Consider the following 26,735-nt stretch of genomic DNA (forward strand, 5'->3'; position numbering starts at 1 on the left):
TCGCGAGGCCGGCTAGTTCGATAACCACATAAATGTAATCAAATGTCTAAAACTGAACAAAAAGTGTAGAAGCGACTTATTTCGCAACTTTTTTGACTTGCATAAAGAACAGGCATAACTTCCGGCTCTCCCAACAACCCCAACGCTCATAGGAGAGCTGATGAAACTTCGCAAAAGCCTGCTGGCTGCAGCAGTAGCCGCCTCTTTCGCCCCCGCATTTGCAGGCGTTCTGCCAGAAACCATGATGGCCGCACCGGCCCAGCCGATGAGCCTGGAAGCCAAGGCCAACCTGGTGTCGCGCCTGGAGTCCCGCCGCGCCGCTGCCGGCCTCGATAGCGAACATGGTTACAAGCTGCGTGAACAGCACCCGGGTGCCAACGGCCAGCGCATCCTGCGCGCCGACCACACCTTCCAGGGCCTGCGCGTGTTCGGCTCCGAATCCGTGGTCGTGACCGATGACAACGGCGACATCGTCAGCGAGTCCGCTTCCGACCGCCGCAATGGCCTCGATGCACATCGCTCGGCCAAGGCTTCCGGCAAGGGCGCTCCAGAAACCACCGCAGCCTTCAGCGCCGACGAAGCGATCCGCATCGCCGTCTCGCGCACCAGCGGCAAAACCCACCGTGTCAAGCCGGAAGCCGAACTGCTGATCTGGCCAGTGGTCAAGACCCAGCGCACCGCCGCTGCCGCCAACAAGGCTGAAAGCGCACTGAACGCGCTGGACGTGGAAGACGTGGTCGACCACTACGAGCTGGCCTACCTGGTCAAGACCCGCATGAACAAGGATGGCCGTCCAGTATTCCGCGACACCGTGATCAACGCCACCACCGGTGCCGTGATCAAACAGTGGGACGCACTGCAGTCCGTGGTCGGCGTTGGCCACAGCCAGTACAACGGCGACGTGCCGATCCAGACCACCCTGTCCGGCTCCACCTACAAGATGCTGGACGCGACCCGCGGCACCGGCGGCACCTTCGGCGGCATGGCGATCACCAACGCCAACCACTCGCCGGAATCCAACCCGCAGGCCGGTTCGATCTACACCAACAGCACCAACACCTGGGGCGACGGCCAGCAGTACGTCAGCGGCGGCAGCACCACCAACGCCAACGGCCAGACCGCCGCAGTGAACGCGCTGTGGGGCCTGATGAACACCTACGACACGCTGAAGAACGTGGTGGGCTGGTCCTCGCTGGACGGCAACAACACCGCGACCTACATCGCCGTCCACGTCGACAACAACTACGACAACGCCTTCTTCGACCCGAACTGCAAGTGCATGTACATCGGCGACGGCTCCAGCTTCTACAGCCTGGGTTCGATCGACGTGATCGGCCACGAGATGGGCCACGGCGTGACCGATGCCACTTCCAACCTAACCTACTCCGGCGAATCGGGCGGCCTGAATGAGTCGAACTCTGACATCACCGGCGAAATGGTGGAAGCCTATGCCCGCAACGGCGGCACCGGCACCACCGTCCCATCCGGCAACGACTGGATGATGGGCAAGGAAATCAGCAAGTCCGGCCAGCCGCTGCGCTGGATGTGGAAGCCATCCAAGGACGGCTCGTCCAAGGACGCCTGGAGCAGCACCCTGGGCAACCTGAACGTGCACTACTCCTCGGGCCCGAACAACCGCATGTTCTACTTCCTGTCCCAGGGTTCGAACTCCTCGTCCTCCAGCGAGATGTACAGCCAGTACCTGACCAAGCAGCCGCTGGCGATGACCGGTATCGGCAACGACAAGGCATTCCGCATCTGGTTCAAGGCCAACACCACCAAGTTCACCGCGTCCACCAACTATGCTGATGCACGCACCAAGACCATCCAGGCTGCGGAAGAACTGTACGGCGTAGGCAGCAAGGAATCGATCGCAGTCAAGCGCGCATACGCTGCAATTAACGTCGGCACCGACGTGGACGAAGCTGGCGGCACCGGCGTGTCGATCACCACCCAGCCTAACAACATCACCGTGGCTGCCGGCGGCACCGCGACCTTCAGCGTTGGCGCAACGGGCGGCACCTCGCCTTACAGCTACAAGTGGTACCGCAACGGCAGCCAGATCTCGGGCGCCACTTCGGCTACCTACTCGTTCACCGCGCAGACCGCCGACAACGGCGCCGTGTTCAACGCCGTGGTCACCGACTCCTCGTCGCCAGTGAAGACCGCAACCTCGAACAACGCCACCCTGACCGTGGGCACTACCCAGCAATCCGAGCTGGTAGTCAACGGCGGCTTCGAGTCCGGCACCTCCCCATGGGCTGGCAGCACCGGCGTGATCGGCAACTACAGCGGCCAGTCCGCATACGAAGGCACCCGCTTCGCATGGCTGGGCGGTAACGGCACCACCGCTACCGAAACCCTGTACCAGAGCGTGGCCATCCCATCGACCGCTACGTCGGCGAACTTCTCGTTCGCGCTGCATATCGACACCGCGGAATCGGGCAGCACCGCCTACGACAAGCTGGTCGTGACCGTGAAGAACAGCTCCGGCACCACCCTGGGCACCCTGGCAAGCTACTCCAACGCGAACGCCGCCAGCGGTTACCAGATCCGCAGCTTCAACCTGCTGCCGTACAAGGGCCAGACTGTGCGCCTGCACTTCAACATGACCGAAGACTCGTCGCTGCAGACTTCCTTCGTGGTGGATAAAGTCAGCCTGCAAGTCCAGTAATCCGCAGTAGGCAGGACAGAACGGGGGGCGGCTTTCAGGGCCGCGCCCCGTTATTTTTTGTGACTATGGATATGTAATCTATTGTCTAAAAATATACAAAATCTGTAAAACTGACTCATTTCATAAGTTTTTTGACTTGCACAAAAAACAGGCATAACGTCGTCTCTCCCACCAACCCAAGTTCCCCAAGGAGAGTCGATGAAACTTCGCAAAAGCCTGTTGGCCGCAGCCGTTGCCGCCTCGTTCGCCCCTGCATTCGCAGGCGTCCTGCCCGATACCCTGATGGCCTCTCCAGCTCAGCCGATGAGCGTTGAAGCCAAGGCGAACTTGGTATCGCGCCTGGACTCGCTGCGCGCCGCAGCCGGCCTGGATAGCGAGCACGGATACAAGCTGCGCGAACAGCACCCGGGTGCCAACGGCCAGCGCATCGTGCGCGCCGACCACACCTTCCAGGGCCTGCGCGTGTTCGGTTCCGAGTCCGTCGTTGTCACCGATGAAAACGGCAATATCGTCAGCGAGTCGGCCTCCGACCGCCGCGATGGCCTGGACGCTTCGCGCGCCGCCAAGGCCGCCGGCAAGGGCGTCCCCGAAACCACAGCCGCCTTCGGCGCCGACGAAGCGATCCGCATCGCTGTTTCGCGCACGCCAGGCAACCAGCACCGCATCAAGCCGGAAGCCGAACTGCTGATCTGGCCAGTGGTCAAGACCCAGCGCACCGCAGCCGCCGCCAACAAGGCGGAAAGCGCCCTGAACGCGCTGGACGTGGAAGATGTGGTCGACCATTACGAGCTGGCCTACCTGGTCAAGACCCGCATGAACAAGGACGGCCGTCCGGTATTCCGCGACACCGTGATCAGCGCCAAGACCGGCGCCGTAATCAAGCAGTGGAACGCCCTGCAGACCGTGGTCGGCGTCGGCCATAGCCAGTACAACGGCGACGTGCCGATCAACACTACCCTGTCCGGCTCCACCTACAAGATGCTGGATTCCTCGCGCGGCACCGGCGGCACCTATGGCGGCATGGCGATCACCAATGCCAACCACTCGTCGGCCAACAATCCAAGCCCAGGCTCGATCTACACCAACAGCACCAACACCTGGGGCGACGGCCAGCAGTACATCAGCGGCGGCAGCACCACCAACGCCAATGGCCAGACCGCTGCAGTGAACGCGCTGTGGGGCCTGATGAACACCTACGACACGCTGAAGAACGTGATGGGCTGGTCCTCGCTGGACGGCAACAACACCGCGACCTACATCGCCGTCCACGTCGACAACAACTACGACAACGCCTTCTTCGACCCAAGCTGCAAGTGCATGTACATCGGCGACGGTTCAAGCTTCTACAGCCTGGGCTCGATCGACGTGATCGGCCACGAAATGGGCCACGGCGTGACCGATGCCACCTCCAACCTGACCTACTCCGGCGAATCGGGCGGCCTGAATGAGTCGAATTCCGACATCACCGGCGAAATGGTGGAAGCCTACGCCCGCAACGGCGGCACCGGCACCACCATCCCGTCCGGCAACGACTGGATGATGGGCAAGGAAATCAGCAAGTCCGGCCAGCCGCTGCGCTGGATGTGGAAGCCATCCAAGGACGGCGGATCGCGCGATGCCTGGAGCAGCACCCTGGGCAATATCGACGTGCACTACTCCTCGGGCCCGAACAACCGCATGTTCTATTTCCTGGCCAACGGCTCCAACTCCTCGTCCTCGAGCGAGATGTACAGCTCCTACCTGAACAAGCAGCCGCTGGCCATGACCGGTATCGGCAGCGACAAGGCATTCCGCATCTGGTTCAAGGCCAACACCACCAAGTTCACCGCCTCGACCAACTATGCCGATGCGCGCGCCAAGATGATCACGATGGCGGAGCAGCTGTACGGCGTGGGCAGCGCAGAATCGATCGCAGTCAAGCGTGCCTATGCAGCCATCAACGTTGGGGCCGACGTCGACGAAGGCACTCCGGGCGGCGTGTCGATCACCACCCAGCCGAACAACGTGACCGTGGCTGCCGGCGGCACTGCCACCTTCACCGTCGGCGCGACGGGCGGCACCTCGCCTTACAGCTACCAGTGGTACCGCAACGGCACCCAGATCTCGGGCGCCACTTCGGCCACCTACTCGTTCACCGCGCAGACGGCCGACAACGGCGCCGTGTTCAAGGCCATCGTCAGCGACTCCTCGTCGCCAGCGAAGACCGCCACCTCGAACAACGCTACCCTGACCGTGGGCACGATTCCTCCGCAGAGCGAATTGATCGTCAACGGCGGGTTCGAGTCCGGCACTTCGCCATGGGCTGGCACCACGGGTGTGATCGGCAACTACAGCGGCCAGACGGCCTACGAAGGCAGCCGCTTCGCATGGTTGGGCGGTAACGGCACCACCGCTACCGAAACCCTGTACCAGACCGTGACGATTCCGTCGACCGCAACCTCGGCCACCCTGTCGTTCGCGCTGCATATCGATACTGCAGAAAGCGGCAGCACCGTGTACGACAAGATGGTCGTGTCCGTGAAGAACAGCTCCGGCACCACCCTGGGCACCCTGGCGACCTACAACAACACCATGCCTGCCAGCGGCTACCAGATCCGCACCTTCAACCTGCTGCCGTACAAGGGCCAGACTGTGCGCATCCACTTCAACATGACGGAAGACTATTCGCTGCAGACTTCCTTCGTTGTTGACAAGGTAAGCGTGCAAGTTCAATAAGCATCAGTTTCATCATCAGCGCCGGTATGCGGCTATCGTCATCCCCGGATACGATAGCTGCATAGCCGGCTTTTTTTCATCTTTGCGGTGCTATGATGTCCCCCTTGTTTTTGAGGAGGCAGCATGGGCATTGGCATTGGCGGCAAGACTATCGAAGAGGCATTGGCATCCCTGTCGGACATGACGGCGGGCGCCACGCCCATCGGCAAGGATGAGCACCTGGCGCGCATCGAAAAGGCGCAAGCCTTCATGCGCCAGCAAGGCATCGCGGCCATCTACATCAATGCAGGTTCCAGCCTGCTCTACTTCACCGGCACCAAGTGGTACCCGAGCGAACGCATGGTCGGCGCCATCTTGCCGGCCCGTGGTGCAGTGGAATACATCGCCCCCGCGTTCGAGGAAAATACCCTGCAGGACTTCATGCTGGTGGAAGGCGCGGTCAACTGCTGGCACGAGCACGAAAGTCCATACGCCCTGTTCATCGCGGTCCTGAAAAAAATGGGCATTATGCCGAATGCCGCACAGCCTCCGCGCATCGGCATCGACGAAAGCGCCGCCTTCTTCATCTTCGACGGCATCCGCCCGCTGGCCGAAGGCTATGCGCTGGAGAACGCACGCCCGGTGACCGCACACTGCCGCACCCGCAAGTCGAAAGCGGAAATCGCCCTCATGCAGCGCGCCAAGGACATGACCCTGGCCGTGCATGTCGCCACCGCCAGCATCCTGCGCGAAGGCATCACCACCACCGAGGTAGCGGAATTCATCGACAAGGCGCACCGCAAGGTCGGCGCGCCGGCCGGCTCCTATTTCGTGATCGTGCTGTTCGGCGTGGCCAGCTCCTTCCCGCACGGCGTGTCGTATGTGCAGACGCTGAAGCAAGGCGACACGGTGCTGATCGATACCGGCTGCAAGCTGCACAACTACATTTCCGACATCACCCGCACCTATGTGTACGGCGAAGCGAGCGAACGCCAGCGCGCGGTGTGGAATGCGGAAAAGGCGGCGCAACTGGCCGCGTTCGAAGCAGCCCAATTGGGTGTGCCATGTGAAGAAGTGGACCAAGCCGCACGCCGCTCGCTGCAGGCGGCCGGTTTCGGGCCGGAATACAAGCTGCCAGGCCTGCCGCACCGCACCGGCCACGGCATCGGCCTCGACATCCACGAATGGCCCTACCTGGTGGGTGGCGACAAGACCCCGCTGGACGTCGGCATGACGTTCTCCAACGAGCCGATGATCGTGGTGCCGGGTGAATTCGGCGTGCGCCACGAAGACCACTTCTACATGGCGGAAGACGGGCCGCGCTGGTTCACAAAGCCTTCGCATTCCATCGACGATCCGTTCGGTTTGCGGGCCGCCGCTTAACGCCTGAAAGCCTTGCTGCACTGGGAGAAATGGCCCCGGAACGCATGATTTTGCGCGACCGGGGTTAAATGCTAACCTGCCTCCGGAATTAAAAAACTACGGAGGCGGTGATGAAGTACGTGCTTGCAGTTTGCTTGTGTTTGATCCAGTTCTGCGCATCCGCGACACCGATCAACTTGCAGGTCAAGATGGTGGTCGACAATGTCCTGTTGAACGGACAGCCGCCTGAGACTTTCACCTCGCCACCGGTGATCGGCTCAACCTACTTCGCCAACATCGTGATCGACGACGGCATCCTTGGCAGCGATGGCGGTAACAAGCCTGGCAAAGTGCTGGGCTTCCATGCCAAGGTAGGCGACTCGGTCTGGGATCCGTCGCTGCCCCAATCCTTCCTCACCGATTTCGCAGGCTTCCGCGGCCCATGCTATGGCCCGATGGTGTGTACCCCTGCCGAATGGGACGTATGGGGGCTGGGTTCGGAATACCTTGGCTTCGATGTCGTTGGCGGCGAGGTGACAAGGGTCTACGGCGGCGTCTTTGGCCAGCTCGATGATCCGTTCATCGACTTCCTGTCCACCGGCCGCTTCGGCTCCAACGCATGGTACCAATGGCAGGGTGTCGGCGAACCTTTGCCGAGCTACTGGCTGGTGGGGGTGCAAGGCAACCTGAGCGTGGCCCAGGTGCCTGAACCAGCGACCGCGCTGCTGCTGGCTGCCGGCTTCATGGCACTGCAGCTTTCACGATGCCGCCGTCGCGTTTGATCAGTTGGCCTTTGCTGCGCCGGTGAAGTTCAACGCAGGCAGTTCCCTGCGGGCTTCTTCGGCGCTGACCAGTTCCGGCACCACGCGGCCGACTCTCTCCTCAAACTGGGCCTTGGTGCGCACGTACTTGGTCTCTCCCGGCTCCAGGACGAAGTTGAGTTTCCTGGTGACCCTGGTGGCGGCGGATGCTTCATGCTTGCCCGGAGCGGCATCGACATAGAAATAGCCGCCAGGCAGCGAGTCGCCTACCACTTCCCCATCCAGCTTGACCGGGGCACTCATGCCGCCGCCGGTGAGGGCATCAACGCGGTAAAAATACACGCGGCCATGGTCGGCAGACAGCTTTGGCATGACAGCTTCCTGCTGCGCGAACCTGGTGCCCGATACCGAAGTGCAGCCCGTGAGCAGGGCCATGGCGGCAACGGCCGCCAGCGATACAAATTTCATTACGAACCTTAGCCAGCAGTATGGATTTTTATTTTAACACCCGCAGTTGCGGTGGCAACGGATCGCCGACTTCTCACCCGCTTCATACTCGCCGCACACTGGCTCGCTACAGTGCAGGCCATGGACATCTCTACTTCCCTGCAGCGCGTCATGTACGCCCACCTTCTTGCGGTAAGCTGCGCCGCTGTCACTTTCGTCTTCGGCAATGAGCTGTGGGACTTCGTCGTAAACGGCGACAAGACGTTCCGATTTCCGCTGGCGACACTGGTACTGGCATGGGTCATGGCGTTCGCAGCCTCGGTCCTGCCCTATGCCGGCGCCATGACGCTGGCCGTTCGCCGCGGCATCCGCAGCCCCGGCTTCTTCATTGGCGGCGCAGTGTTGACCGCCCTGGCGTTCCTCCCGCTGCTGGCCTGTGCCTACTCGCCGCGCCATCTGGTGCGGCTGGGCCCCATGCTGTTCCTGGCGGGGCTGGTGGCGGGTAGCGCATGCTGGCTTGTGCTAAAGTCGGCGCACAATGAAGATACTGTTCCTGCTATTTAGTGCGCTGCTGGTGGCGGCGCTGGTGACCGACCGGCTGCGGCAGTGGCGCGGCGGAAGGCGCAATGAACGCGGCGCCTGTGCCTTGTGTGCCGCTGAAATCAACTGGAATACCTACGAGGAGCTGCCGCTGGCCAGCGGCGGCGGCGCGAAGATGCGGGTCTGCCAGCGCTGCCACGCGCGGCATTACAAATTGAAGTGGACGGCCGTGGCGCTGATCGTCCTGGCGTTTGCAGGCGTCGTGTATGTGATGTTGTAGCGGCGCCCCAGGCGGCACCGCTTGCCGGAACGTGTCGCAGCGTCAGGCGCGCTTGGATACCAGTGTCAGGATGTCGTAGCTGGCAACCAGTTCGTCGTTCTGGTTGGTCACCTGCACATCCCACGCGACGACGCCCTGGCCGCGGCCCTTGTCATCGGTGCGGTTGCGGTCGACCTTGCGCTTGCAGGTCAGGCGGGCGCGGATGGTGTCGCCAATCGCTACAGGAGTAATGAAGCGCAGGTTATCCAGGCCGTAGTTGGCCAGCACTGGACCCGGCGCCGGCGACACGAACAGGCCGGCCGCTGCCGACAGCACGAAGTAGCCATGGGCGATGCGCTTGCCGAACTGGGTATCTTTGGCCGCGATCTCGTCGAAGTGCATGTAGAAGTAGTCGCCCGAAATGCCGCCGAAGTTGACGATGTCCGCTTCGCTCACGGTGCGGCGATGGGTCAGCAAGGAGTCCCCGATCTCCAGGTCTTCGAAGCACTTGCGGAACGGGTGAACATCGCCTTCCTTGACGGCACCGCCACGCACGTATTCGCCGGTGATGGCAGTCAGCATGGTCGGCGAGCCCTGCACCGCAGCGCGCTGCAGGAAGTGGCGCACCGCGCGGATGCCGCCCAGCTCTTCGCCGCCGCCAGCGCGGCCAGGGCCGCCGTGCTTCAGTTGCGGCAGCGGCGAGCCGTGGCCGGTGGAATCGACCGAGGACTCCCGGTCCAGCACGTGCACGCGGCCGTGCGAGGCAGCGGCGATCGGTACGGCGTAGGCGGCGATGGCCGGGTCCTTGGTGATCAGCGAGGAAACCAGGGAGCCTTTGCCGCGTGCAGCCAGTTCCAGCGCCTCGTCGATCGAGTCATAGGTCATCATGGTGCTGACCGGGCCGAAGGCTTCCACGTTATGCACCGCATCGTTGTTCAAGGCATCGCGGCACAGCAGCAGGGTTGGCGCAAAGAAGGCGCCGTTTTCGACACCCTCGCCCACCAGTTTCAGGGCGCCCGCGCCGCCAAACAGGATCTCGTTGCCCTGCGCCAGCTGCGCCACGCGTTCAGCCACGTCGCGTTGCTGGTCTTTGGAGGCCAGTGCGCCCATGCGCACGCCTTCCACCGACGGGTCGCCCACCACAACCTTGGCCAGGCGCTCGCGCAGCTTTTCGGCCACGGCATCGGCGCGCTCGCGCGGCACGATGATACGGCGCACGGCGGTACATTTCTGGCCGGCCTTGGTGGTCATCTCGCGCTGAACTTCTTTCACGAACAGGTCGAACTCGGGATCCTCGGGCGTGACGTCCGGCGCCAGGATGGCACAGTTCAGCGAATCGGCTTCGGCGGTGAACGGCACCGAGTTGGCGATCAGGTTGCGGTTGGAGCGCAGCTTGGCGGCGGTATCGGCGGAACCGGTGAAGGTCACCACGTCCGCGCCGCCCAGGCGGTCCAGCAGGTCGCCGGTGCTGCCGATCACGAGCTGCAGCGAACCTTCCGGCAGCAGGCCGGACTCGTTGATCATGCGGATCAGGGCTTCGGTCAGGTAGGACGTCGCGCTGGCAGGCTTGCCGATGCAAGGCATGGCGGCCAGGAAGGACGGCGCGAACTTTTCCAGCAAGCCCCAGATCGGGAAGTTGAAGGCGTTGATGTGCACTGCGATGCCGCCGCGCGGCACCAGGATGTGGGTGCCGGAGAAGCCGCCGCGCTTGCCCAGCGCCATGGCCGGGCCTTCGTGCAGCACGTTCGACGACGGCAGCTCGCGGCTGCCCATGCTGGCGTAAGCGAACAGGGTGCCAATGCCGCCTTCCACGTCAACCCAGCTATCCGGGCGGGTAGCGCCGGTCAGGTGCGAGATCGCATACAGCTCCTCCTTGCGCTCCATCAGGTACATCGCCAGGGCTTTCAGGCGCTGGGCACGAGTCTGGAAGTCCAGCTTCATGAGGGCCGGGATGCCGGTCTTGCGGCCGTAATGCACGGCTTCGGCGAAGTCCAGCTTTTCGGCGTGGGTGTGGTAGATGACGCGGTTATCCAGGGCGCTGTGCAACGCGGTTGCCGCTTCCTTGCCTTGCCAACGGCCGCCGATGAAGCTTTGCAGGGTGTGTACCATTTGTAGTCTCCGATTACGATTTATTTTCGAATGCTTGCTTGTGCAGGTGCATCGGCAGCGAAGTGTCCCATTGCATGCGCTGGCGGCCAGGCGACGCCTCGCTGTCTGGCTGGCACTCCACCATCGTTTGCATCGAACGCACGGCCAGCTCATGGTACTGGCCGGTGCCCAGGGTCTTCCAGGCGATCTCGCTGTCGCTGACCTGGCGCAGGATCTTGGCCGGCGCACCGACCACCATGCTGCGCGGCGGAATTTGCATGCCGGCTTTGACAAAGGCTGCGGCGCCGACGATGCTTTCCGCACCGACGACCGCGTTATCCATCACGACCGCATTCATCCCCACCAGCGCATTGCGGCCGATGCGGCAGCCATGCAGTACCGCGCCATGCCCGATATGGCCATCCTGCTCGACGACCGTGTCGCCGCCGGGGAAGCCGTGCATCACGCAGGTATCCTGCACATTGGCGCCTTCTTCCAGGATCAGGCGCCCGAAGTCGCCGCGCAGGGATGCCAGCGGCGCCACATAGCAGCGCGGCCCGACGATCACATCGCCGACCAGCACTGCGCTAGGGTGCACATAAGCGGTCGGGTGCACCACCGGCCGCACGCCATTGATTTCGTAGCAGGGCATGATCAGACCCGCTCGATCACGAGAGCAATACCCTGGCCGACGCCGATGCACATGGTGCACAGCGCATAGCGGCCGCCGGTGCGTTCGAGCTGGTTCAGCGCCGTGGTCACCAGGCGTGCGCCCGAAGCACCCAGCGGGTGGCCGATGGCAATAGCCCCCCCGTTCGGGTTGACGCGCGCATCGTCATCTTTGAGCCCCAGGTCGCGGGTCACCGCCAGGCCTTGCGCAGCAAAGGCTTCGTTCAACTCGATCACGTCCATCTGCCCGATGGTCATGCCCAATTGCGCCAGCAGCTTCTTGCTGGCCGGCGATGGACCGAAGCCCATGATGCGCGGCGCCAGGCCGGCAGTCGCCATGCCAAGCACCTTGGCGCGCGGCTTCAGGCCGAATTTGTCGACCGCAGCGGCCGACGCCAGCAGCAGCGCGCAGGCACCGTCGTTGACGCCGGAAGCATTGCCGGCAGTGACCGTGCCATCCGGCTTGACCACGCCCTTCAGCTTGGCCAGTGCCTCGACGGTGGTGTCGGGACGCGGGTGTTCGTCGGTGTCGATGACTTTCGGGTCGCCTTTCTTCTGCGGAATGGTGACCGGCACGATCTCGCCCTTGAAGAAACCGGCCGCGTGGGCGGCGGCCCAGCGCTGCTGGCTGCGGATGGCGAAGGCATCCTGGTCGGCACGGGCGACCGACCATTGCTCTGCTACGTTTTCCGCCGTCTCCGGCATGGAGTCGATGCCGTACTGCGCCTTCATCAGCGGATTGACGAAACGCCAGCCGATGGTGGTGTCCTCGATCTTCGCGCTGCGCGAAAAGGCGCTGTCGGCCTTGCCCATCACAAAAGGCGCGCGGGTCATGCTCTCCACGCCACCGGCGATCACAAGTTGGGCTTCGCCCGCTTTGATGGCACGCGCCGCGATGCCTACGGCGTCCAGCGAGGAGCCGCACAGGCGGTTGATGGTGTTGCCTGGCACCTCCACCGGCAAGCCAGCCAGCAGGCCGGCCATGCGGCCCACATTGCGGTTGTCTTCGCCGGCGCCGTTGGCGCAGCCGTAGTAGACATCGTCCACCTGCTTCCAGTCGACGGAAGGATTGCGTGCCATCAGGGCGGCGATCGGGATCGCCGCCAGGTCGTCGGCGCGCACGCCTGCCAGTGCGCCGCCGTAGCGGCCGAACGGTGTGCGAACGGCGTCGCAGATGAATGCTTCGGTCATAACTATTCCTTAGGTCGTTTATCGATTACTCGTTTGGCCTTGCCGGTCGCGGTGCGTTCGATGCCGCCCACGCCGACCAGCGTGACGGTCGTGCTCACGCCGACATTGGTCTTGATGCGTTGTTCCAGTTCGCGCGCCACCTCGCCGGCATCGGCACGGGCCAGCCCGGCGCGCAGCTCCACCAGCACTTCCAGCTTGTCGAGGTGGCCGTCGCGGGTCACCACAAGCTGGTATTGCGGTTCAAGCCTGGGCAGCTTGCAGATCTGTTCTTCGATCTGGGTCGGGAAGACATTCACGCCGCGGATGATCAGCATGTCGTCGGAGCGGCCGGTGATCTTTCCGATGCGGCGCATGGCGCGCGATGTCGGCGGCAGCAGGCGCGTGAGGTCGCGCGTGCGGTAGCGGACCACCGGCATGGCTTCCTTGCTGAGGGAAGTGAACACCAGCTCGCCCTCTTCGCCATCGGGCAGTACTTCCCCGGTCTCCGGATCGATGATCTCCGGGTAGAAATGGTCTTCCCAGATCACCGGGCCGTCTTTCGATTCGATGCATTCGCTGGCCACGCCGGGACCGATCACTTCCGACAGGCCGTAGATGTCCACCGCGTCGATGCCGGCGCGCCGTTCGATCTCGCCGCGCATGGCATTGGTCCAAGGCTCGGCGCCGAAGATGCCTACCTGCAGCGAGGATTTGGCGCAATCGAGGCCCTGGCGCTGGAATTCCTCCACGATGTTCAGCATGTAGGACGGCGTCACCATGATGATCGAAGGCTTGAAGTCCTGGATCAACTGCACCTGCTTTTCGGTCTGGCCGCCGGACATCGGAATCACGGTGCAGCCCAGGCGCTCAGCGCCATTGTGCGCACCGAGACCACCGGTGAACAGGCCGTAGCCGTAGGAAATGTGCACCATATCGCCGGCGCGGCCGCCCGCGGCACGGATGGAGCGCGCCACCACGTCGGCCCACATATCGATATCGCCCTGGGTGTAGCCGACCACGGTCGGCTTACCGGTGGTGCCGCTGGAAGCATGCACGCGCACGACCTTCTCGCGCGGCACGGCAAACAGGCCGAAGGGATAGTTGTCGCGCAGTGTCTTCTTGTCGGTGAACGGGAACCTGGCCAGGTCGGACAGCGACTTCAGCTCGTCCGGATGCACACCCTTCTCGTCAAAGGCCTTGCGGTAATGCGGCACGTTCTCATAAGCGTGCATCAGCGACCATTTCAGCCGCTCAAGCTGGAGCGCCTGCAATTCGTCGCGGCTGGCGCGCTCGATCGGCTCCAGGTCGGAAGCGGCGGGATTGCGTTGGACCACGGTGCTACCTCCATCAACTAGCTATGGGTTGGAACCACCTCTCCGGCCACGCGGTGCGACTTGCCGCGGAAGGTGGCGATCATCTTGCCCTCCTGGTTGCAGACGGTGACATCGTAGATGCCGGTCTTGCCGACCAGGGTGCGTTCGACCGCCTCCGCCGTCAGCAAATCATCCATCCGCCCGGGGGCGAGGTAGTCGATCGTGCAGCCCGCGCCAACCGTCGTGTGGTTATGGCTGTTGCACGCGAATGCGAAAGCGCTATCGGCCAACGCAAAGATAAAGCCGCCGTGGCAAGTCTGGTGCCCGTTCAGCATATCGCTCCGCACCGGCATGGTCATGCGCGCATAACCGGGGCGGATTTCTACCAACTTCATACCCAGACCCTGGCTGGCGGCATCGCGCGAGAACATGGCCGCGCCGGCCGCTTCGGCCAGGGCCTGCGGGTGCATCTTGGGGTTATGCATGGATCCTGGCTCCGCTTTGCTCGCGGCGGCGCAACAGCGGCGACACGCGGTAGCGGTCCTCGCCATAGCTGCTTGCCAGGTTCTCCAGAACGGTAACGATATGCTTGACGCCCACCAGGTCCGCCCACGCCAGCGGCCCGCGCGGATAGTTGACGCCTTTCTGCATCGCCACGTCGGCGGCCTGCGCGCTGCACACGCCCTGGTTGACGGCATCGGCGGCTTCGTTGGCCAGCATTGCGACGGTACGCATCACTGCCAGGCCAGGCACATCGTCCAGGCGCGTGACTGTGAATCCGGCCGCCTGGAACATGCCGATGGCCGATGCCATGGCGCGCGGGCTGCATTGGTCGCTGCACGCGATGGCGATGCGCGGCGATGCATTGAAGTCGAACACCAGGTCGTACACCACCATATCGGCATGCTTGTCATCGCGTGCGCGCTGGGTCGCAGTGCGGCCGTCAGTCAGGTAGATGGCCGCACCATTGCAGTGGAAGGCAGGCGCTTCCGACGAACGGTGCCCTTCGGCCGAGTTGCGCTTGGTCACGCTGACGCCGCGCGACTTCAGGCGTTCGATCAGCATCGTCGCGATGGAGGTGTGGTCGCCCGGCTCGAAGCTGTAGCCAATGTATTCGGGCAGCGGTTGCGGCGCTTCAAAACGCGGTTGCTGGGCAGAAGCGCCTTCGCTGTAGTCATAGAAACCGCGGCCGGACTTGCGGCCCAGGAAGCCGGCGTTCACCATCTCCTGCTGCATCACGGACGGCGTGAAGCGCGGGTCGTTGTAATAGGCGCGAAAGACGGATTCGGTAACGGAGTAGTTCACGTCGTGGCCGATCAGGTCCATCAGCTCGAAAGGTCCCATGCGGAAGCCGCCGCCCTCGCGCATCACGGCGTCGATGGTGGCGGCATCGGAGGCCTGTTCGTTCAGCAGGCGCCAGCCTTCGGCGTAATAAGGGCGCGCTACGCGGTTGACGATAAAGCCCGGCGTGGACTTGGCATGCACCGGGTTCTTGCCCCAGGCAATGGCGGTGTCGTACACGGTTTCGGCCACGTCGCGACCCGTGGCAAGGCCGCTGATTACTTCCACCAGCGCCATCAGCGGCACCGGGTTGAAGAAATGCATGCCGACCAGGCGCTGTGGCTTGCGCAGTTTGGCCGCGATGGCGGTAACAGAAATCGAGGAGGTGTTGGTGGCGAGGATGGCGTCATCGGCGACGATGCCTTCCAGGTCGGCGAACAGGCTGCGTTTGACGTCAAGGTTTTCGACAATCGCTTCAACCGCCAATCCCGCATCGGCCAAGTCGCCCAGGCTGGCAACGGCTTGCAAGCGGGCACGCGCGGCATCGGCATCGGTGGCGCTCATCTTGCCTTTTTCAACCAGCTTGCCGTACACCTTGCCGATATCGGCAATCGCCTTGTCGACCGCTTCCGCGCGGGTATCGAACAGCTTGACCGTGTAGCCGGAAGCCGCCGCAACCTGCGCGATGCCGGAACCCATTGCCCCGCTGCCGATGACGGCAACGACACTGCCTTTCGCCAGAGCCGCCATGCTTATTCCCCCTTGAAGTTTGGAGTACGCTTGTTGATGAAGGCGTCCACGCCTTCGCGGTAATCATGGCTGTAGCCAAGTTCGCGCATCATTTCGCCTTCCAGCTTCAGTTGGTCGGCCAGTGTGTTGCCGTAACTGGCTTGCAGCGCGTGCTTGGTGAAGGCCAGGCCCTTGGTCGGCGCGCTGGCGAAGTGCCTGGCCATGGCCATGGCTTCGTTCATCAGCTCTTCGTCCGGAACAGCTTTCCAGATCAGGCCCCATTGTTCGGCGCGTTCGGCGGACAGTTTTTCGCCCAGCATGGCGAGGCCGGTGGCGCGCGCGTGGCCAATCAGGCGTGGCAGGTGCCAGGTGCCGCCGGTGTCGGGAATCAGACCCAGTTTGCAGAACGCTTCGATGAAGCTGGCGGATTTGGCGGCCAGCACGATGTCGCAGGCCAGTGCCAGGTTGGCGCCTGCGCCGGCGGCCACGCCATTCACGGCGCAGATGACGGGCATCGGCAGTTCGCGCAGCGCCAGCACCAGCGGAGCGTAGAATTTTTCGACCGATTCGCCCAGGTCCACGGTGGCACCGCCTGGAGCGACGGCGCGGTCGCCCAGGTCCTGGCCGGCGCAGAAGCCGCGGCCGGCGCCGGTCAGCACCAGTACGCGCACCGATTTGTCGGCACGCAGTTGGGCCAGCGCTTCGCGCACTTCCAGGTGCATGGCCTGGGTGAAGCTGTTCAGCTTGTCGGGACGGTTCAGGGTCAGTTTTGCGACACCTGCTTCGATTTCAAATTGGATGTTCTCGTAGCTCACACTTGTCTCCTCTTAAAACCGGTAAGGCGGTGTCTGACCCGCAGGGTCAGACACCGATACGCGGCGGCCGCAGGCCGGTTTTATTCTGCCTGATCGAAATCGACAACCACTTTATCAGTGACCGGGAAAGCCTGGCAGCTCAATACAAAGCCGCGTGCAATCTCGTAGTCTTCCAATGCATAGTTGACGTCCATGTCGACCTTACCTTCCACCATCTTGCAGCGGCAGGTAGAGCATACGCCGCCTTTGCAGGAATAGCGCATGTCAAGGCCAGCGCGCAGGCCGGCATCCAGGATCGACTCCTTGTCCTTCTCCATGGTGAACGAAGCGGCATTGCCGTCCATGATCACGGTGACTTCGGTCAGGTGCGGTGCGGCATCCGCCTGCACGCGCGGCTTGTGCTGGTGCTTGGGAATGCTGGCTGCGAACAGCTCGACCTTGATATTCGACTTCGGCATGCCTGCTTCCTGCAAGGCAGCGGAGACGCCGAGCATCATGTCTTCCGGGCCGCAGATAAAGGCGGTGTCGTAATCCTTGATATCGATCCAGTGCTGCAGGAATTGCTCGGTCTTTTCCTTGGTGATACGGCCGTTGAACAGCTCAATATCCTGCTGCTCGCGCGACATCACGTAGACGATGTTCAGGCGCTCGAGGTAAGCGTCCTTCAGCTCCATCAGCTCCGTCTTGAAGATCACCGAAGAGGAAGCGCGATTACCGTAGAACAGGGTAATTCGGCTGGTCGGCTCGGTCAGCAGCGTGGTCTTGATGATCGACAGGATAGGCGTAATGCCGCTGCCTGCGGCAAAGGCCAGGTAGTTCCTGCACTGCGCCGCATCCAGCGGAACATTGAAGTGCCCCATTGGCGGCATCACTTCAACGGTCGCACCAGGCTTCAGCGACTCGTTGGCCCAGGTAGAGAACATGCCGCCCGGGGTGCGCTTGATCGCCACGCGCAGGGCGCCGTCCTGTACGGCGGAGCAGATCGAGTACGAGCGGCGCACGTCTTCGTTGTTGATGCTGGTGCGCAGGGTCAGGTGCTGGCCCTGCTGATATTTGAAGCTTTCCTGCAGTTCGGCAGGCACGGCAAAGGTGACGGCGATGCAGTCGCGGGTTTCCTGCTGCACCTTGGCGACGGACAATGGATAGAATTTGCTCATGGTGTCAGTGGCACTTGAAGTAGTCAAAAGGCTCGCGGCAATCAAGGCACTTGTACAGCGCCTTGCAGGGCGTGGAGCCGAACTGGCTGGTGATTTGGGTGTGGCTGGAGCCGCAATGGGGGCAGATCACCTTTGGCGCCGGCACGGCGCCGCGCGCAACGCCGGCCTTGAGCGCATCGACCGGTGCTGCCGATGACCGCGGGGTGCGCAATCCGCTGATGTCGACCACGCGCTGCGCCGGCGGAGCGATGCCGTAGCCTTTCAGCTTGGCCTTGCCGGAATCGCTCATCCAGTCGGTCGTCCATGCCGGCGACAGGCGGGTGATGATGTCGACCTGCTTGATGCCCGCATCGTGCAGCGCACCTTGCACTGCGTCGGCGATCACTTGCATGGCCGGGCAACCGGAATACGTAGGCGTGATCGTGACCGCGCACGACGATGCGCCGGTGACCTGGACATCGCGCACGATGCCGAGGTCCACCACCGAGATCACAGGGATTTCCGGGTCGGACACTTGCTCCAGCAGCGACCAGACACGCGCTGCGTCCATCACCACTCCGAATCCGGGTAAGCGCGCTGCAGGAACTGCATCTCGGCCAACAGGTAGCCCAGGTGCTCGGTGTGGCGGCCTTGCTTGCCCCCCTTCTGCATCCACGCGTCGGCCGGCGGCATGGTCAAGGTCGCTTCGCCCAGGATATCGGACACGTGCGACAGCCACTGCTCGCGCAGCATGGCAGCCGGCGGCGCAATGCCTTCCGCCACCATGGCGTCATCCACCGCGTCGTAGTTGAACACCTCGCCGGTGTACATCCACAGTTCATCGACCGCGGCCTGCGTGAACTGGTGCGACACGTCGGTGCCGTCGCCCAGGCGCACGATCAGGTCGCCGCTGCGGCGCAGGTGGTAGGTGACCTCCTTCAGCGACTTCTCGGCGATTTCCGCGATGCGCGGATCGCTGCACCTGGTCAGCGCACCGATCAGGAAGTAATGCCAGGTATCGAAGAAGAACTGGCGCACCAGGGTGTGCGCGTAGTTACCGTTCGGCTGCTCGACCAGCAGCACGTTCTTGTAATCATGCGCATCGCGCAGGTAGGCCAGCTTGTCCTCATCGCGGCCCGCGCCTTCCAGTTCGGCGGCGTAGGTGTACCACATGCGCGTCTGGCCCAGCAGGTCCAGCGACACATTGGACAGCGCCATATCCTCTTCCAGCGCAGGGCCCTTGCCGCACAATTCGCACAGGCGCTGGCTCAGCACCATGGCGTTGTCGCCCAGGCGCAGCAGGTAATTGACCTTGTTATCCATGGAGATAGCCTTACAGGTTCTTCACTTCTTCCGGCATCGGGAAGAAGGTCGGGTGGCGGTACACCTTGCTGTTGGACGGCTCGAACAGCGGTCCTTTGTCGGCCGGCGCGCTGGCGACGATATCGGAAGCGCGCACCACCCAGATGCTCACACCTTCATTGCGACGCGTGTAGACGTCGCGCGCGTTGTTGATTGCCATCTCCGCGTCCGGAGCATGCAGGCTGCCCACATGCTTGTGCGCCAGCCCGTGCTGGCTGCGAATGAAGACTTCCCACAGTGGCCATTCTTTGCTCATCTTGTCTCCTCTCAGGCCGCAGCCTGCTCCTTATTGTGTTTGTCGGCGTAGGCCACCAGCGCATCGCGGAACCATGCGCCGTCTTCATAGGCTTTGACGCGGGTACGCAAGCGCTCGCGGTTGCAAGGGCCGTTGCCCCTCAGGACGTCGTGGAACTCGGCCCAGTCGATTTCGCCGAAGTCGTAGGAGCCGCGCTCCTCGTTCCATTTCAGGTCAGGGTCGGGGATGGTCAGGCCCAGGAATTCGGCTTGCGGCACGGTCTGGTCGACCATGCGCTGGCGCAGTTCATCGTTGGAGAACAGCTTGATGCGCCAGGCGCTCGATTGCGCGCTGTTGACGGAAGCGGCGTCGGACGGACCGAACATCATCAGCGACGGCCACCACCAGCGGTTCAATGCGTCCTGCGCCATCGCCTTCTGCTGCGGCGTGCCTTTGGCCAGCGACATCATGATGTCGTAGCCCTGGCGCGCGTGGAAGGATTCCTCCTTGCAGACGCGGATCATGGCGCGCGAGTACGGGCCATACGAGCAGCGGCACAGCGGGATCTGGTTGATGATGGCTGAGCCGTCGACCAGCCAGCCGATGGCGCCCATGTCGGCCCAGCTCAGGGTCGGGTAATTGAAGATGGACGAGTACTTGGCTTTGCCGCTATGCAGGGCCGCCAGCAGTTCGTCGCGCGACACGCCCAGGGTTTCGGCGGCGCTGTACAGGTAGAGGCCATGGCCCGCTTCGTCCTGGATCTTGGCCAGCAGGATCGATTTGCGCTTCAAGGTCGGCGCGCGGGTCACCCAATTACCCTCAGGCAACTGTCCGACAATTTCGGAGTGGGCGTGCTGGGAGATCTGGCGGATCAGGGTCTTGCGGTAAGCCTCCGGCATCCAGTCCTTCGGCTCGATCTTGATGCCGGCGTCGATGCGTGCCTGGAATTCGCGCTCCTGCGCGTCCATATCTTCTGCGGTCTGGACCTTCTTCAGGCCGGTTTCCACCATTTGAGCGTACATAAGGAGGGCCTCCTTGTTCGGGATAGCTTCATAATACGATACAAAAACAGCTTTGCAAACGAATTTTGTGTGTCATTTAAAAATTCTGTATCTAGATCAATGACAGTGTATAAACTGTGGTCTATGCAAAAAAACCAGAAAATCAATGGCTGGATTGAAGAATTCCTGGCCAGCGACCCGCCGCGCTCCAAATCGCTGGTGATGACCATCTTCGGCGACGCCATCGTCCCGCACGGCGGCATGGTGTGGACCGGCAGCCTGATCGAACTGCTGGCGCCCTTCGGTGTCAACGACCGCCTGCTGCGCACCTCCGTCTTCCGCCTGGCGCAGGAAGGCTGGCTGGGCGCCCAACGCGACGGCCGCCGCAGCAGCTACGCCATCACGCCCGATGCCATGCGCCGCTTCAGCCGCGCCTTCCGCCGCATCTACGCCCCGTTGAACGTGCACTGGAACGGCCAGTGGACCCTGGTGCTGGCCGCCGATGGTCTGGACGCCCCGGCCCGCGGCCAGTTGCGCAAGGAGTTGTTGTGGGAAGGTTACAGCGTGATCGCGCCCGGCATTGCAGGCCATCCCGCCGGCGATATGGAAGCGCTGGAAGCCCTGCTGTCGCGCCTTGGGCTGCTGCAGAAGGTCTACGTGGTGCAGGCCAGCGAAGTCCCCGGCCTGCGCGCGCGGCCGCTGGGCGAGATGGTGGCCGAAGGCTGGGACCTCAGCGAAGTGGCGGCAGGCTACGGGAAGTTTGTCGCCGCCTTCAGCGCCGTGCCTGGCCTGCTGGCGGAAGCGGGCGACATCGATCCCGAGCAAGCCTTTGTGCTGCGCACCCTGCTGATCCACGCTTACCGCCGCGTGCAACTGCACGACCCGCAACTGCCGATCGAACTCCTGCCCGAGTCCTGGCCCGGCGCCCGCGCCTACGAACTGGCCAGCCAGCTCTATCGCCAGCTCAGCGCCCCCGCCGAGCAGCACATCCTCACTGCCCTGCGACGCGAAGACCCAAGCGCCCCGCAACCCGAAACCAGCTTCCACCACCGCTTCGGCGGCCTGCAGTAGAGCCCGTGTCACACCTGGGGTGTGACCCCATGGTGTGACACGGGCGCGGCTGTGGGGGCTGGTGTATCATGTCGGCCTTCGCGCACAGCGCTTCATTTCCGACAGGACACACAATGTCTATCAAGATCAGCAGCCAGTTCGATGCTGGCGCCATCGATGTGGTCAGCGTTACCTCCGCTGGCGATATCGACGTCAATATCCGCAAAGACTCCCACGCGGACATCATCCAGTGGTTCTATTTCCGTGTGCAGGGCGCGCAAGCCGTGCCGCTGACCATCCGCTTCCTGAATGCTGGCAAGGCTGCCTATGCTGAAGGCTGGAAGGGCTACAACGCGGTAGCTTCCTATGACCGCGACAACTGGTTCCGCGTCCCGACTTCCTTCGATGGCGAAGTGATGACCATCGAGCACGCGCCGGAACACGATTCGGTCTACTACGCCTATTTCGAGCCGTATTCGTGGGAACGCCACCTGTCGCTGCTGGACTCCGCGCAAATGCACCCGTTGGCCGAACTGGTCGACCTGGGCAGCTCGGTCGAAGGCCGCGACATGAACCTGCTGGTCATCGGCGACCAGCAGGCCGAGAAGAAGGTGTGGGTCATCGCCCGCCAACACCCGGGCGAAACCATGGCAGAATGGTTCGTGGAAGGCATGGTCGAGGCCCTGCTCGACGCCGCCAACCCATACGCCCGCCAGTGCCTGCAGGACGCCTGCTTCTACATCGTGCCGAACATGAATCCGGACGGCTCCGTGCGCGGCAACCTGCGCACCAACGCCGCCGGCGCCAACCTGAACCGCGAGTGGAACGAGCCAACCATGGAACGTTCGCCGGAAGTCTTCCTGGTCAAAGAAAAGATGAAGGAAATCGGCTGCGACCTGTTCCTGGACGTGCACGGCGACGAAGGCCTGCCTTACGTCTTCGTGGCCGGCAGCGACGCCCTGCCGAACTTCACCAGGGAGCAGAAGGCTGCGCAGGACAAGTTCATCGCCGACTTCAAGCTGGCATCGCCGGACTTCCAGTCCGAGCACGGGTATCCCGACTCGCCATACACCCCGGAAGTGCTGACCATGGGTTCGCCGCACATCACCCACCTGTTCGGCTGCCTGTCGCTGACCCTGGAACTGCCGTTCAAGGACAACGCCAACGATCCGGACGAAGTGGTGGGCTGGAACGGCGCCCGCTCGGCCAAGCTGGGCGAAGACGTGCTGCCGCCAGTTCTGCGCGCCCTGCGCAACTTCTAAGCCTTCTTCAGCGCAGCAGCGCCCGGAATGCCTTGGGTATCCACGGGCGCGCTGCCAGCATGATGGTCACGGCGCGGCGCTGCTCCCACGGCAGCCGCGCATCATCCTGGTGCTGCAGCGAGAATTCGTCCGCCACCTGCTTCAAACGCTCCAGCAAGGCGCGCGTCGATTGCTGCGACAGCATCACACTCACCAGCCGCTGCACTTCATGATGGCCGTCGAACCGGCTATCGAAATAATCGCTGTATGCCTCGTCGCGGAAGAAGCCCTGGATCGGGCCATTCGGCAGCCAGCTGAAAGTGCGCGACACCAGCAGCTTGACCTTGTTGTTCGGCTTGAGCATCAGGAAGCCGATCTTGTCGAGCCTTAGCAGGCAAGCCGTCGCTTCGGCGGCGCTGATCTTGTAGTTGGCCACCACTTCCTCCATTGGCACCTGGTTCAGCGCAAGTACGGCCACCACCAGCAGCTTGGTGTCGCTGATGATTTCCTTTTCCTGCGCATAGGTGAGTTGCGAGATCAGTTGCGGCGTGTCGGCGCTGGCCAGCGCCAGTTCGGCGAAGTCCATCTCCAGCACGGCCAGCACCTGTTCCAGCCGGTCGAGCGTGAAATTACGGGCGGCGAACATGCGCTTGATGCTGGGCTCCGACAGGCCGATCTTCTGCCCGAGGACGGCGTAAGTGATGCCGCGCGCCTTGAGCTGGCGTTTGAGCGCGTCGACCAGGCGGATGACGTTGGACATGCATTAATCCTTAGCAATAAAGTATCGAAATATGATACCACCAGCATGCCCCTGCGCTACAGTGCGCATACGGATTGCCCCGCCGCAGGGAGCGCAGCAAGATGGCCGCTCCTTTAATCTGTGGAGCAAAAAATGAAACGCACCCTGATCGCCGCCCTGCTTGCTGTCGCTTGCGCCAGCAGCCAGGCGGCGGATGGTTCGCAAACTTTGAGCAAGGGCGTGGGCGGCTTGTCCGCCGTGGTGGTGGCGGGTTCCGTGCTGACGGTGTTTGCGGGCGGCTCGCTGGTGGTGGAATCCGTCGAAGTCGTTGGCGAAGGCGTGGTGGTGGTACTGAAGGCCGTCGGCGACGGCAGCAAGGCAACCGTGGAATTCAGCGGCAAGGCGCTGGAAGGCGTCTCGGTGGTGGCCGGCACCGCGGTCAGCGCCGTGGCCATGTCGGCCGGCCACGCCCTGGTGGTATCGGGCAAGGTGATCGCTTTCGTGCCGAACGAATTGGGCAAGGCCCTGCTGCATCACAGCCGCGTGAGCTAAGCCATGAAACGCTTGCTCCTTTCATTTTCGCTGGCCTGCGCAATGGTGGGCAGCGCCCACGCAGGCCAGCATTGCGAACACAAGCCGCTGTCGGTGGACGAAGTGCAACGTTCGTTGGACCTGGCCCGGCGCAGCATGCGCAAGCTCGATGACAGCGACGCACAGGTTGCGATCATCGCCCGCGCCGGACAGGACCTGTCGCAATATGGCCTGCGCTATTCCCACGTCGGCCTGGCGTGGCGCGACCATCCGGCCGGGCGCTGGGTGGTGGTGCAGTTGCTGAACGATTGCGGCACCGCCAATTCCGCGCTGTACAACGATGGCCTGGGCAACTTCTTCCTGAGCGGCTTGTATCAATACAAATCGCAGCTGATCCTGCCTTCGCCCGAAGTGCAGGAACGGCTGGCGCAAGTGCTGGCCTCGCGCACGCCGCTGCGCCTGCACGAGCCGAAATACAGCATGCTGTCGTATGCCTGGTCCACGCGCTACCAGAACTCCAACCAGTGGGTGCTGGAAACGCTGGCCGCTGCCAGTGCCGCACCGGGCCGGGTTGAAACCCGCGCCGAGGCGCAGAAATGGCTGAACGAAGCCGGCTTCCGCCCTTCCGGCATCGATATCGGCCTGGGTTCGCGCGTCGGCGCCCGCCTGTTCCGCGCCAACGTCGCCTTCGACGACCACCCGACCGGCCTGCGTATCCGCGGCCACTTCGACACCATCACGGTGGACGAGATCGAGAGATTCGTGCGCAGCTACGACAGCGGCGCACGCGTGATCGAACTGTGATTACTTGCGGTTGAGTTGTCGCACGCGGGTGACGTGTTTGCGGCGCAGCCGTTCAAGCTCGCGCGCCTGCGGGTAGCCCGGCTGGCCAGGTGCGCGCAGGTGCGGCGGAAGGATGGATGGCGCCTCCGGCTCGAAAAACAGCGCAGGCAGGCGTTCGATTTGGCGTTTGCTGGTCATGCTTCATGTTAGGCTCGGGTCCAGGAAGTTGCCAGTTTTGCGCCGGCGCAAAGGCTGTGCTGCGATCTGCGCCGATCATGGGCCTTTATGGAGGCGAATATGAAGCTATTTATTCCCCTGCTGGCTTGCGCCTTGCTCGTCGGCTGCACGTTCCTGCCCTATCGCCCGCCGCAACAGGATGGCGCCTTTCCCGGACTGGTGGACTTTGTCGCCCAAGCCCCGGACCACCGCGTCGACGTGCTGCTGGTGCATGGCATGTGCACCCACGACGCGCGCTGGGCCGACGAAACGGTGGCGCAATTGGGCAGCGCGCTCCATGCCGAGCCGGTGCGCCCGGCAGGCGCGGCGCCCGCCGCCATGGCTGCGGATGGCATAGAAATAGTCGAGCGCATCATCACGCTGCGCCAGGGCGAGTTGCGCATCAAGGCCCTGCTCTGGTCGCCGCTGACGACGCCCCTCAAGCGCCAGCTCGAGTATGACCTCAGCGCGCGCCTGCCAGCCACACGCGCCAGGCTGAATGGCCTGGCCAAGGACAAGCTGCTGGACGATTGCCTTCCCGATGCCCTGATCTACCAGGGCGTAGCGCGCGACACCATCCAGCAGCGCATGGCGCAAGCGATCCTGCGTGCGACCGGGGACGGGCCGCCCGAGACGCCCCTGCTGGTGCTGTCGTCCAGCCTTGGCAGCAAGATCCTGTTCGATACCCTGCTGCGCATGGACAGCGGCGCACAGCGCACCATCGACCGCATGGCTTACCTGGTGATGGCTGCCAACCAGATTCCCCTGCTCGCGCTGGCCGACCAGCAGGTAGCGGGCGCCAATCCGGGTACAGCGGGTGCAGCGGCAACGGCCATCCGCCCGCCCGACAGCCTGCAGCAGCTCTTGCTCAAGCGCCGCGCAGGCGCACTTCCGCGCAACCGAAGTGCCGGCAAATTAAGCCTGGTCGCATTCAGCGACCCGAACGACCTGCTGACCTATACACTGGAACGCGAGCGCTATGCCGGCTTGGGAGTGGACGTGGTGAATGTGCTGGTGTCAAATGCGCCCACCTGGCTCGGCCTGCTGGAGCGCCCCGACCACGCGCACACCAACTACCTGCTCAACCCAGGCGTTGCCCGAATGGTCGCGTGTGGTGAGCCGCGGAGTGCGCGCTGCGAATGACTTCGTAGACCTTGCGCGCGTCGGCGATGGTGTCGAAGCGCGGCAGTTCCTCAACGCCCGGCCAGGAAGCCAGCCCGCTGAACATATTTCCCGCCGGCGAAATTCCGAAGGCAATCGTGCCCTCGCCCTTGCCGTTTTCGGTCAGCGAGAACTCTCCCATCGCACGCAAGTTCAGGCTTTTCATCCTGCGCTTGAAAATGCCGGAGCGGATGATGATGCGTTCATCGGTCACCGCATAGTCGGTATAAGCGCGCTGCCAGGCTTCGACCAGGAAACGGCCGGCAACCATGTACAGCCCGACCAGCACAAAGGGAATGCCCCACAGGCGGAATACCAGCGGCGCGCCCGAACTGAGGACCGAGTATTCCCAGAACAGGGCGAAACCGCCCCATAGCAGGCTGAATGGAATCATCAGCAAGTCGGAAGCGCGCAGCATCAGGCCCTGTCGCGGGGCGCCGCTCCATAAGACGCGTTCATTGATTGACAAATTATCCAT

Annotated in this window: 27 protein-coding genes; 11 read left to right on the forward strand and 16 right to left on the reverse strand. The window is 63.1% G+C overall.

Annotation, left to right across the window (positions count from 1 at the left end):
* Window positions 1–160 precede the first annotated feature (160 nt).
* From ASD58_RS09730 to ASD58_RS09745, 4 genes are all read left to right on the forward strand, one after another.
* Window positions 161–2,674 (forward strand): M4 family metallopeptidase, encoded by a 2,514-nt coding sequence (locus tag ASD58_RS09730; RefSeq protein WP_057260907.1) that lies wholly within the window; start codon window positions 161–163, stop codon window positions 2,672–2,674.
* Window positions 2,675–2,872: 198 nt separating this feature from the next.
* Entirely contained in the window at window positions 2,873–5,389 is a 2,517-nt protein-coding gene (locus tag ASD58_RS09735) for a M4 family metallopeptidase (RefSeq protein WP_057260908.1), read from the forward strand.
* Window positions 5,390–5,512: 123 nt separating this feature from the next.
* Window positions 5,513–6,751: a Xaa-Pro peptidase family protein gene (locus ASD58_RS09740; protein WP_057260909.1), complete on the forward strand. Its 1,239-nt coding sequence runs from the start codon at window positions 5,513–5,515 to the stop codon at window positions 6,749–6,751.
* A gap of 110 nt (window positions 6,752–6,861) precedes the next feature.
* Window positions 6,862–7,512, forward strand: coding sequence for a PEP-CTERM sorting domain-containing protein (locus ASD58_RS09745; protein WP_057260910.1), 651 nt, complete (start codon window positions 6,862–6,864; stop codon window positions 7,510–7,512).
* Here ASD58_RS09745 and ASD58_RS09750 read toward each other — a convergent pair whose 3' ends face one another.
* Window positions 7,513–7,959 (reverse strand): DUF2846 domain-containing protein, encoded by a 447-nt coding sequence (locus ASD58_RS09750; protein WP_057260911.1) that lies wholly within the window; start codon window positions 7,957–7,959, stop codon window positions 7,513–7,515.
* Between the two features lie 120 nt (window positions 7,960–8,079).
* On the opposite strand from ASD58_RS09750, the gene ASD58_RS09755 reads away from it, so the two are divergent.
* Together ASD58_RS09755 and ASD58_RS09760 are read left to right on the forward strand one after the other, a co-directional pair.
* On the forward strand, window positions 8,080–8,502 hold the full coding sequence (locus ASD58_RS09755; protein ID WP_057260912.1) for a hypothetical protein: 423 nt from the start codon (window positions 8,080–8,082) through the stop codon (window positions 8,500–8,502).
* On the forward strand, window positions 8,477–8,758 hold the full coding sequence (locus ASD58_RS09760) for a hypothetical protein (protein ID WP_057260913.1): 282 nt from the start codon (window positions 8,477–8,479) through the stop codon (window positions 8,756–8,758). Before ASD58_RS09755 ends, ASD58_RS09760 begins: the two co-directional genes overlap by 26 nt.
* Window positions 8,759–8,800: 42 nt before the next feature.
* On the opposite strand, the gene paaZ is transcribed toward ASD58_RS09760, so the two are convergent.
* From paaZ to paaA, 12 genes are all read right to left on the reverse strand, one after another.
* Window positions 8,801–10,846: a phenylacetic acid degradation bifunctional protein PaaZ gene (gene paaZ / locus ASD58_RS09765; protein ID WP_057260914.1), complete on the reverse strand. Its 2,046-nt coding sequence runs from the start codon at window positions 10,844–10,846 to the stop codon at window positions 8,801–8,803.
* Window positions 10,847–10,859: 13 nt separating this feature from the next.
* A complete protein-coding gene (gene paaY / locus ASD58_RS09770) occupies window positions 10,860–11,477 on the reverse strand; it encodes a phenylacetic acid degradation protein PaaY (protein ID WP_373994443.1) in 618 nt (205 codons plus the stop codon).
* 2 nt (window positions 11,478–11,479) lie between these two features.
* A complete protein-coding gene (gene pcaF / locus ASD58_RS09775) occupies window positions 11,480–12,685 on the reverse strand; it encodes a 3-oxoadipyl-CoA thiolase (RefSeq protein ID WP_057260915.1) in 1,206 nt (401 codons plus the stop codon).
* Between the two features lie 2 nt (window positions 12,686–12,687).
* On the reverse strand, window positions 12,688–13,998 hold the full coding sequence (paaK, locus tag ASD58_RS09780; protein WP_057260916.1) for a phenylacetate--CoA ligase PaaK: 1,311 nt from the start codon (window positions 13,996–13,998) through the stop codon (window positions 12,688–12,690).
* Window positions 13,999–14,015: 17 nt separating this feature from the next.
* On the reverse strand, window positions 14,016–14,462 hold the full coding sequence (gene paaI / locus ASD58_RS09785) for a hydroxyphenylacetyl-CoA thioesterase PaaI (protein WP_057260917.1): 447 nt from the start codon (window positions 14,460–14,462) through the stop codon (window positions 14,016–14,018).
* The gene (gene paaH / locus ASD58_RS09790) at window positions 14,455–16,008 is read right to left on the reverse strand and encodes a 3-hydroxyacyl-CoA dehydrogenase PaaH (RefSeq protein WP_057260918.1); all 1,554 of its coding nucleotides are present in this window, start codon (window positions 16,006–16,008) and stop codon (window positions 14,455–14,457) included. Before paaH ends, paaI begins: the two co-directional genes overlap by 8 nt.
* Before the next feature lie 2 nt (window positions 16,009–16,010).
* Window positions 16,011–16,802, reverse strand: coding sequence for a 2-(1,2-epoxy-1,2-dihydrophenyl)acetyl-CoA isomerase PaaG (gene paaG / locus ASD58_RS09795; protein ID WP_057260919.1), 792 nt, complete (start codon window positions 16,800–16,802; stop codon window positions 16,011–16,013).
* Between the two features lie 80 nt (window positions 16,803–16,882).
* Window positions 16,883–17,959, reverse strand: coding sequence for a 1,2-phenylacetyl-CoA epoxidase subunit PaaE (paaE, locus tag ASD58_RS09800; protein ID WP_057260920.1), 1,077 nt, complete (start codon window positions 17,957–17,959; stop codon window positions 16,883–16,885).
* 4 nt (window positions 17,960–17,963) lie between these two features.
* On the reverse strand, window positions 17,964–18,509 hold the full coding sequence (gene paaD / locus ASD58_RS09805) for a 1,2-phenylacetyl-CoA epoxidase subunit PaaD (protein WP_057260921.1): 546 nt from the start codon (window positions 18,507–18,509) through the stop codon (window positions 17,964–17,966).
* On the reverse strand, window positions 18,509–19,261 hold the full coding sequence (gene paaC / locus ASD58_RS09810) for a 1,2-phenylacetyl-CoA epoxidase subunit PaaC (protein ID WP_057260922.1): 753 nt from the start codon (window positions 19,259–19,261) through the stop codon (window positions 18,509–18,511). Before paaC ends, paaD begins: the two co-directional genes overlap by 1 nt.
* Before the next feature lie 10 nt (window positions 19,262–19,271).
* Entirely contained in the window at window positions 19,272–19,556 is a 285-nt protein-coding gene (paaB, locus tag ASD58_RS09815) for a 1,2-phenylacetyl-CoA epoxidase subunit PaaB (RefSeq protein WP_057260923.1), read from the reverse strand.
* Window positions 19,557–19,567: 11 nt separating this feature from the next.
* A complete protein-coding gene (gene paaA / locus ASD58_RS09820) occupies window positions 19,568–20,557 on the reverse strand; it encodes a 1,2-phenylacetyl-CoA epoxidase subunit PaaA (protein ID WP_057260924.1) in 990 nt (329 codons plus the stop codon).
* Window positions 20,558–20,680: 123 nt separating this feature from the next.
* On the opposite strand from paaA, the gene paaX reads away from it, so the two are divergent.
* Both paaX and ASD58_RS09830 read left to right on the forward strand, forming a co-directional pair.
* The gene (gene paaX, locus ASD58_RS09825; protein WP_057260925.1) at window positions 20,681–21,607 is read left to right on the forward strand and encodes a phenylacetic acid degradation operon negative regulatory protein PaaX; all 927 of its coding nucleotides are present in this window, start codon (window positions 20,681–20,683) and stop codon (window positions 21,605–21,607) included.
* A 113-nt stretch (window positions 21,608–21,720) separates the two neighbouring features.
* Window positions 21,721–22,848, forward strand: a complete 1,128-nt coding sequence (locus ASD58_RS09830) for a M14-type cytosolic carboxypeptidase (RefSeq protein WP_057260926.1) — start codon at window positions 21,721–21,723, stop codon at window positions 22,846–22,848.
* 7 nt (window positions 22,849–22,855) lie between these two features.
* On the opposite strand, the gene ASD58_RS09835 is transcribed toward ASD58_RS09830, so the two are convergent.
* Entirely contained in the window at window positions 22,856–23,587 is a 732-nt protein-coding gene (locus tag ASD58_RS09835) for a helix-turn-helix transcriptional regulator (RefSeq protein WP_057260927.1), read from the reverse strand.
* A 132-nt stretch (window positions 23,588–23,719) separates the two neighbouring features.
* Here ASD58_RS09835 and ASD58_RS09840 point away from each other — a divergent pair, with 132 nt between their 5' ends.
* Window positions 23,720–24,118 (forward strand): hypothetical protein, encoded by a 399-nt coding sequence (locus tag ASD58_RS09840; protein WP_057260928.1) that lies wholly within the window; start codon window positions 23,720–23,722, stop codon window positions 24,116–24,118.
* Window positions 24,119–24,121: 3 nt separating this feature from the next.
* Window positions 24,122–24,901, forward strand: coding sequence for a DUF2145 domain-containing protein (locus ASD58_RS09845; protein WP_057260929.1), 780 nt, complete (start codon window positions 24,122–24,124; stop codon window positions 24,899–24,901).
* Here ASD58_RS09845 and ASD58_RS31155 read toward each other — a convergent pair whose 3' ends face one another.
* Window positions 24,902–25,078 (reverse strand): hypothetical protein, encoded by a 177-nt coding sequence (locus tag ASD58_RS31155; protein WP_156401219.1) that lies wholly within the window; start codon window positions 25,076–25,078, stop codon window positions 24,902–24,904.
* Between the two features lie 99 nt (window positions 25,079–25,177).
* Between ASD58_RS31155 and ASD58_RS09850 the strand changes: the two genes are divergently transcribed.
* Complete coding sequence (locus ASD58_RS09850) at window positions 25,178–26,239, forward strand: hypothetical protein (RefSeq protein ID WP_057260930.1); 1,062 nt, start codon at window positions 25,178–25,180, stop codon at window positions 26,237–26,239.
* On the opposite strand, the gene ASD58_RS09855 is transcribed toward ASD58_RS09850, so the two are convergent.
* Window positions 26,178–26,735 (reverse strand): PH domain-containing protein, encoded by a 558-nt coding sequence (locus ASD58_RS09855; RefSeq protein ID WP_057260931.1) that lies wholly within the window; start codon window positions 26,733–26,735, stop codon window positions 26,178–26,180. The genes ASD58_RS09850 and ASD58_RS09855 overlap by 62 nt on opposite strands.

It is taken from the genome of Duganella sp. Root1480D1, assembly GCF_001427305.1.
Classification (GTDB): Bacteria; Pseudomonadota; Gammaproteobacteria; order Burkholderiales; family Burkholderiaceae_D; genus Rugamonas.

Coding starts and splice junctions, on each gene's coding strand:
- ASD58_RS09855 (WP_057260931.1), bottom strand. CDS start 26,735: ATGGATAATTTGTCAATCAATGAACGCGTCTTATGGAGCGGCGCCCCG.
- paaX (WP_057260925.1), top strand. CDS start 20,681: ATGCAAAAAAACCAGAAAATCAATGGCTGGATTGAAGAATTCCTGGCC.
- paaB (WP_057260923.1), bottom strand. CDS start 19,556: ATGAGCAAAGAATGGCCACTGTGGGAAGTCTTCATTCGCAGCCAGCAC.
- paaY (WP_373994443.1), bottom strand. CDS start 11,477: ATGCCCTGCTACGAAATCAATGGCGTGCGGCCGGTGGTGCACCCGACC.
- ASD58_RS09750 (WP_057260911.1), bottom strand. CDS start 7,959: ATGAAATTTGTATCGCTGGCGGCCGTTGCCGCCATGGCCCTGCTCACG.
- paaI (WP_057260917.1), bottom strand. CDS start 14,462: ATGCATAACCCCAAGATGCACCCGCAGGCCCTGGCCGAAGCGGCCGGC.
- ASD58_RS31155 (WP_156401219.1), bottom strand. CDS start 25,078: ATGACCAGCAAACGCCAAATCGAACGCCTGCCTGCGCTGTTTTTCGAG.
- ASD58_RS09850 (WP_057260930.1), top strand. CDS start 25,178: ATGAAGCTATTTATTCCCCTGCTGGCTTGCGCCTTGCTCGTCGGCTGC.
- ASD58_RS09845 (WP_057260929.1), top strand. CDS start 24,122: ATGAAACGCTTGCTCCTTTCATTTTCGCTGGCCTGCGCAATGGTGGGC.
- ASD58_RS09760 (WP_057260913.1), top strand. CDS start 8,477: ATGAAGATACTGTTCCTGCTATTTAGTGCGCTGCTGGTGGCGGCGCTG.
- paaC (WP_057260922.1), bottom strand. CDS start 19,261: ATGGATAACAAGGTCAATTACCTGCTGCGCCTGGGCGACAACGCCATG.
- ASD58_RS09755 (WP_057260912.1), top strand. CDS start 8,080: ATGGACATCTCTACTTCCCTGCAGCGCGTCATGTACGCCCACCTTCTT.
- pcaF (WP_057260915.1), bottom strand. CDS start 12,685: ATGACCGAAGCATTCATCTGCGACGCCGTTCGCACACCGTTCGGCCGC.
- ASD58_RS09840 (WP_057260928.1), top strand. CDS start 23,720: ATGAAACGCACCCTGATCGCCGCCCTGCTTGCTGTCGCTTGCGCCAGC.
- ASD58_RS09745 (WP_057260910.1), top strand. CDS start 6,862: ATGAAGTACGTGCTTGCAGTTTGCTTGTGTTTGATCCAGTTCTGCGCA.
- ASD58_RS09830 (WP_057260926.1), top strand. CDS start 21,721: ATGTCTATCAAGATCAGCAGCCAGTTCGATGCTGGCGCCATCGATGTG.
- paaE (WP_057260920.1), bottom strand. CDS start 17,959: ATGAGCAAATTCTATCCATTGTCCGTCGCCAAGGTGCAGCAGGAAACC.
- paaZ (WP_057260914.1), bottom strand. CDS start 10,846: ATGGTACACACCCTGCAAAGCTTCATCGGCGGCCGTTGGCAAGGCAAG.
- ASD58_RS09730 (WP_057260907.1), top strand. CDS start 161: ATGAAACTTCGCAAAAGCCTGCTGGCTGCAGCAGTAGCCGCCTCTTTC.
- paaD (WP_057260921.1), bottom strand. CDS start 18,509: ATGGACGCAGCGCGTGTCTGGTCGCTGCTGGAGCAAGTGTCCGACCCG.
- paaH (WP_057260918.1), bottom strand. CDS start 16,008: ATGGCGGCTCTGGCGAAAGGCAGTGTCGTTGCCGTCATCGGCAGCGGG.
- ASD58_RS09735 (WP_057260908.1), top strand. CDS start 2,873: ATGAAACTTCGCAAAAGCCTGTTGGCCGCAGCCGTTGCCGCCTCGTTC.
- ASD58_RS09835 (WP_057260927.1), bottom strand. CDS start 23,587: ATGTCCAACGTCATCCGCCTGGTCGACGCGCTCAAACGCCAGCTCAAG.
- paaA (WP_057260924.1), bottom strand. CDS start 20,557: ATGTACGCTCAAATGGTGGAAACCGGCCTGAAGAAGGTCCAGACCGCA.
- ASD58_RS09740 (WP_057260909.1), top strand. CDS start 5,513: ATGGGCATTGGCATTGGCGGCAAGACTATCGAAGAGGCATTGGCATCC.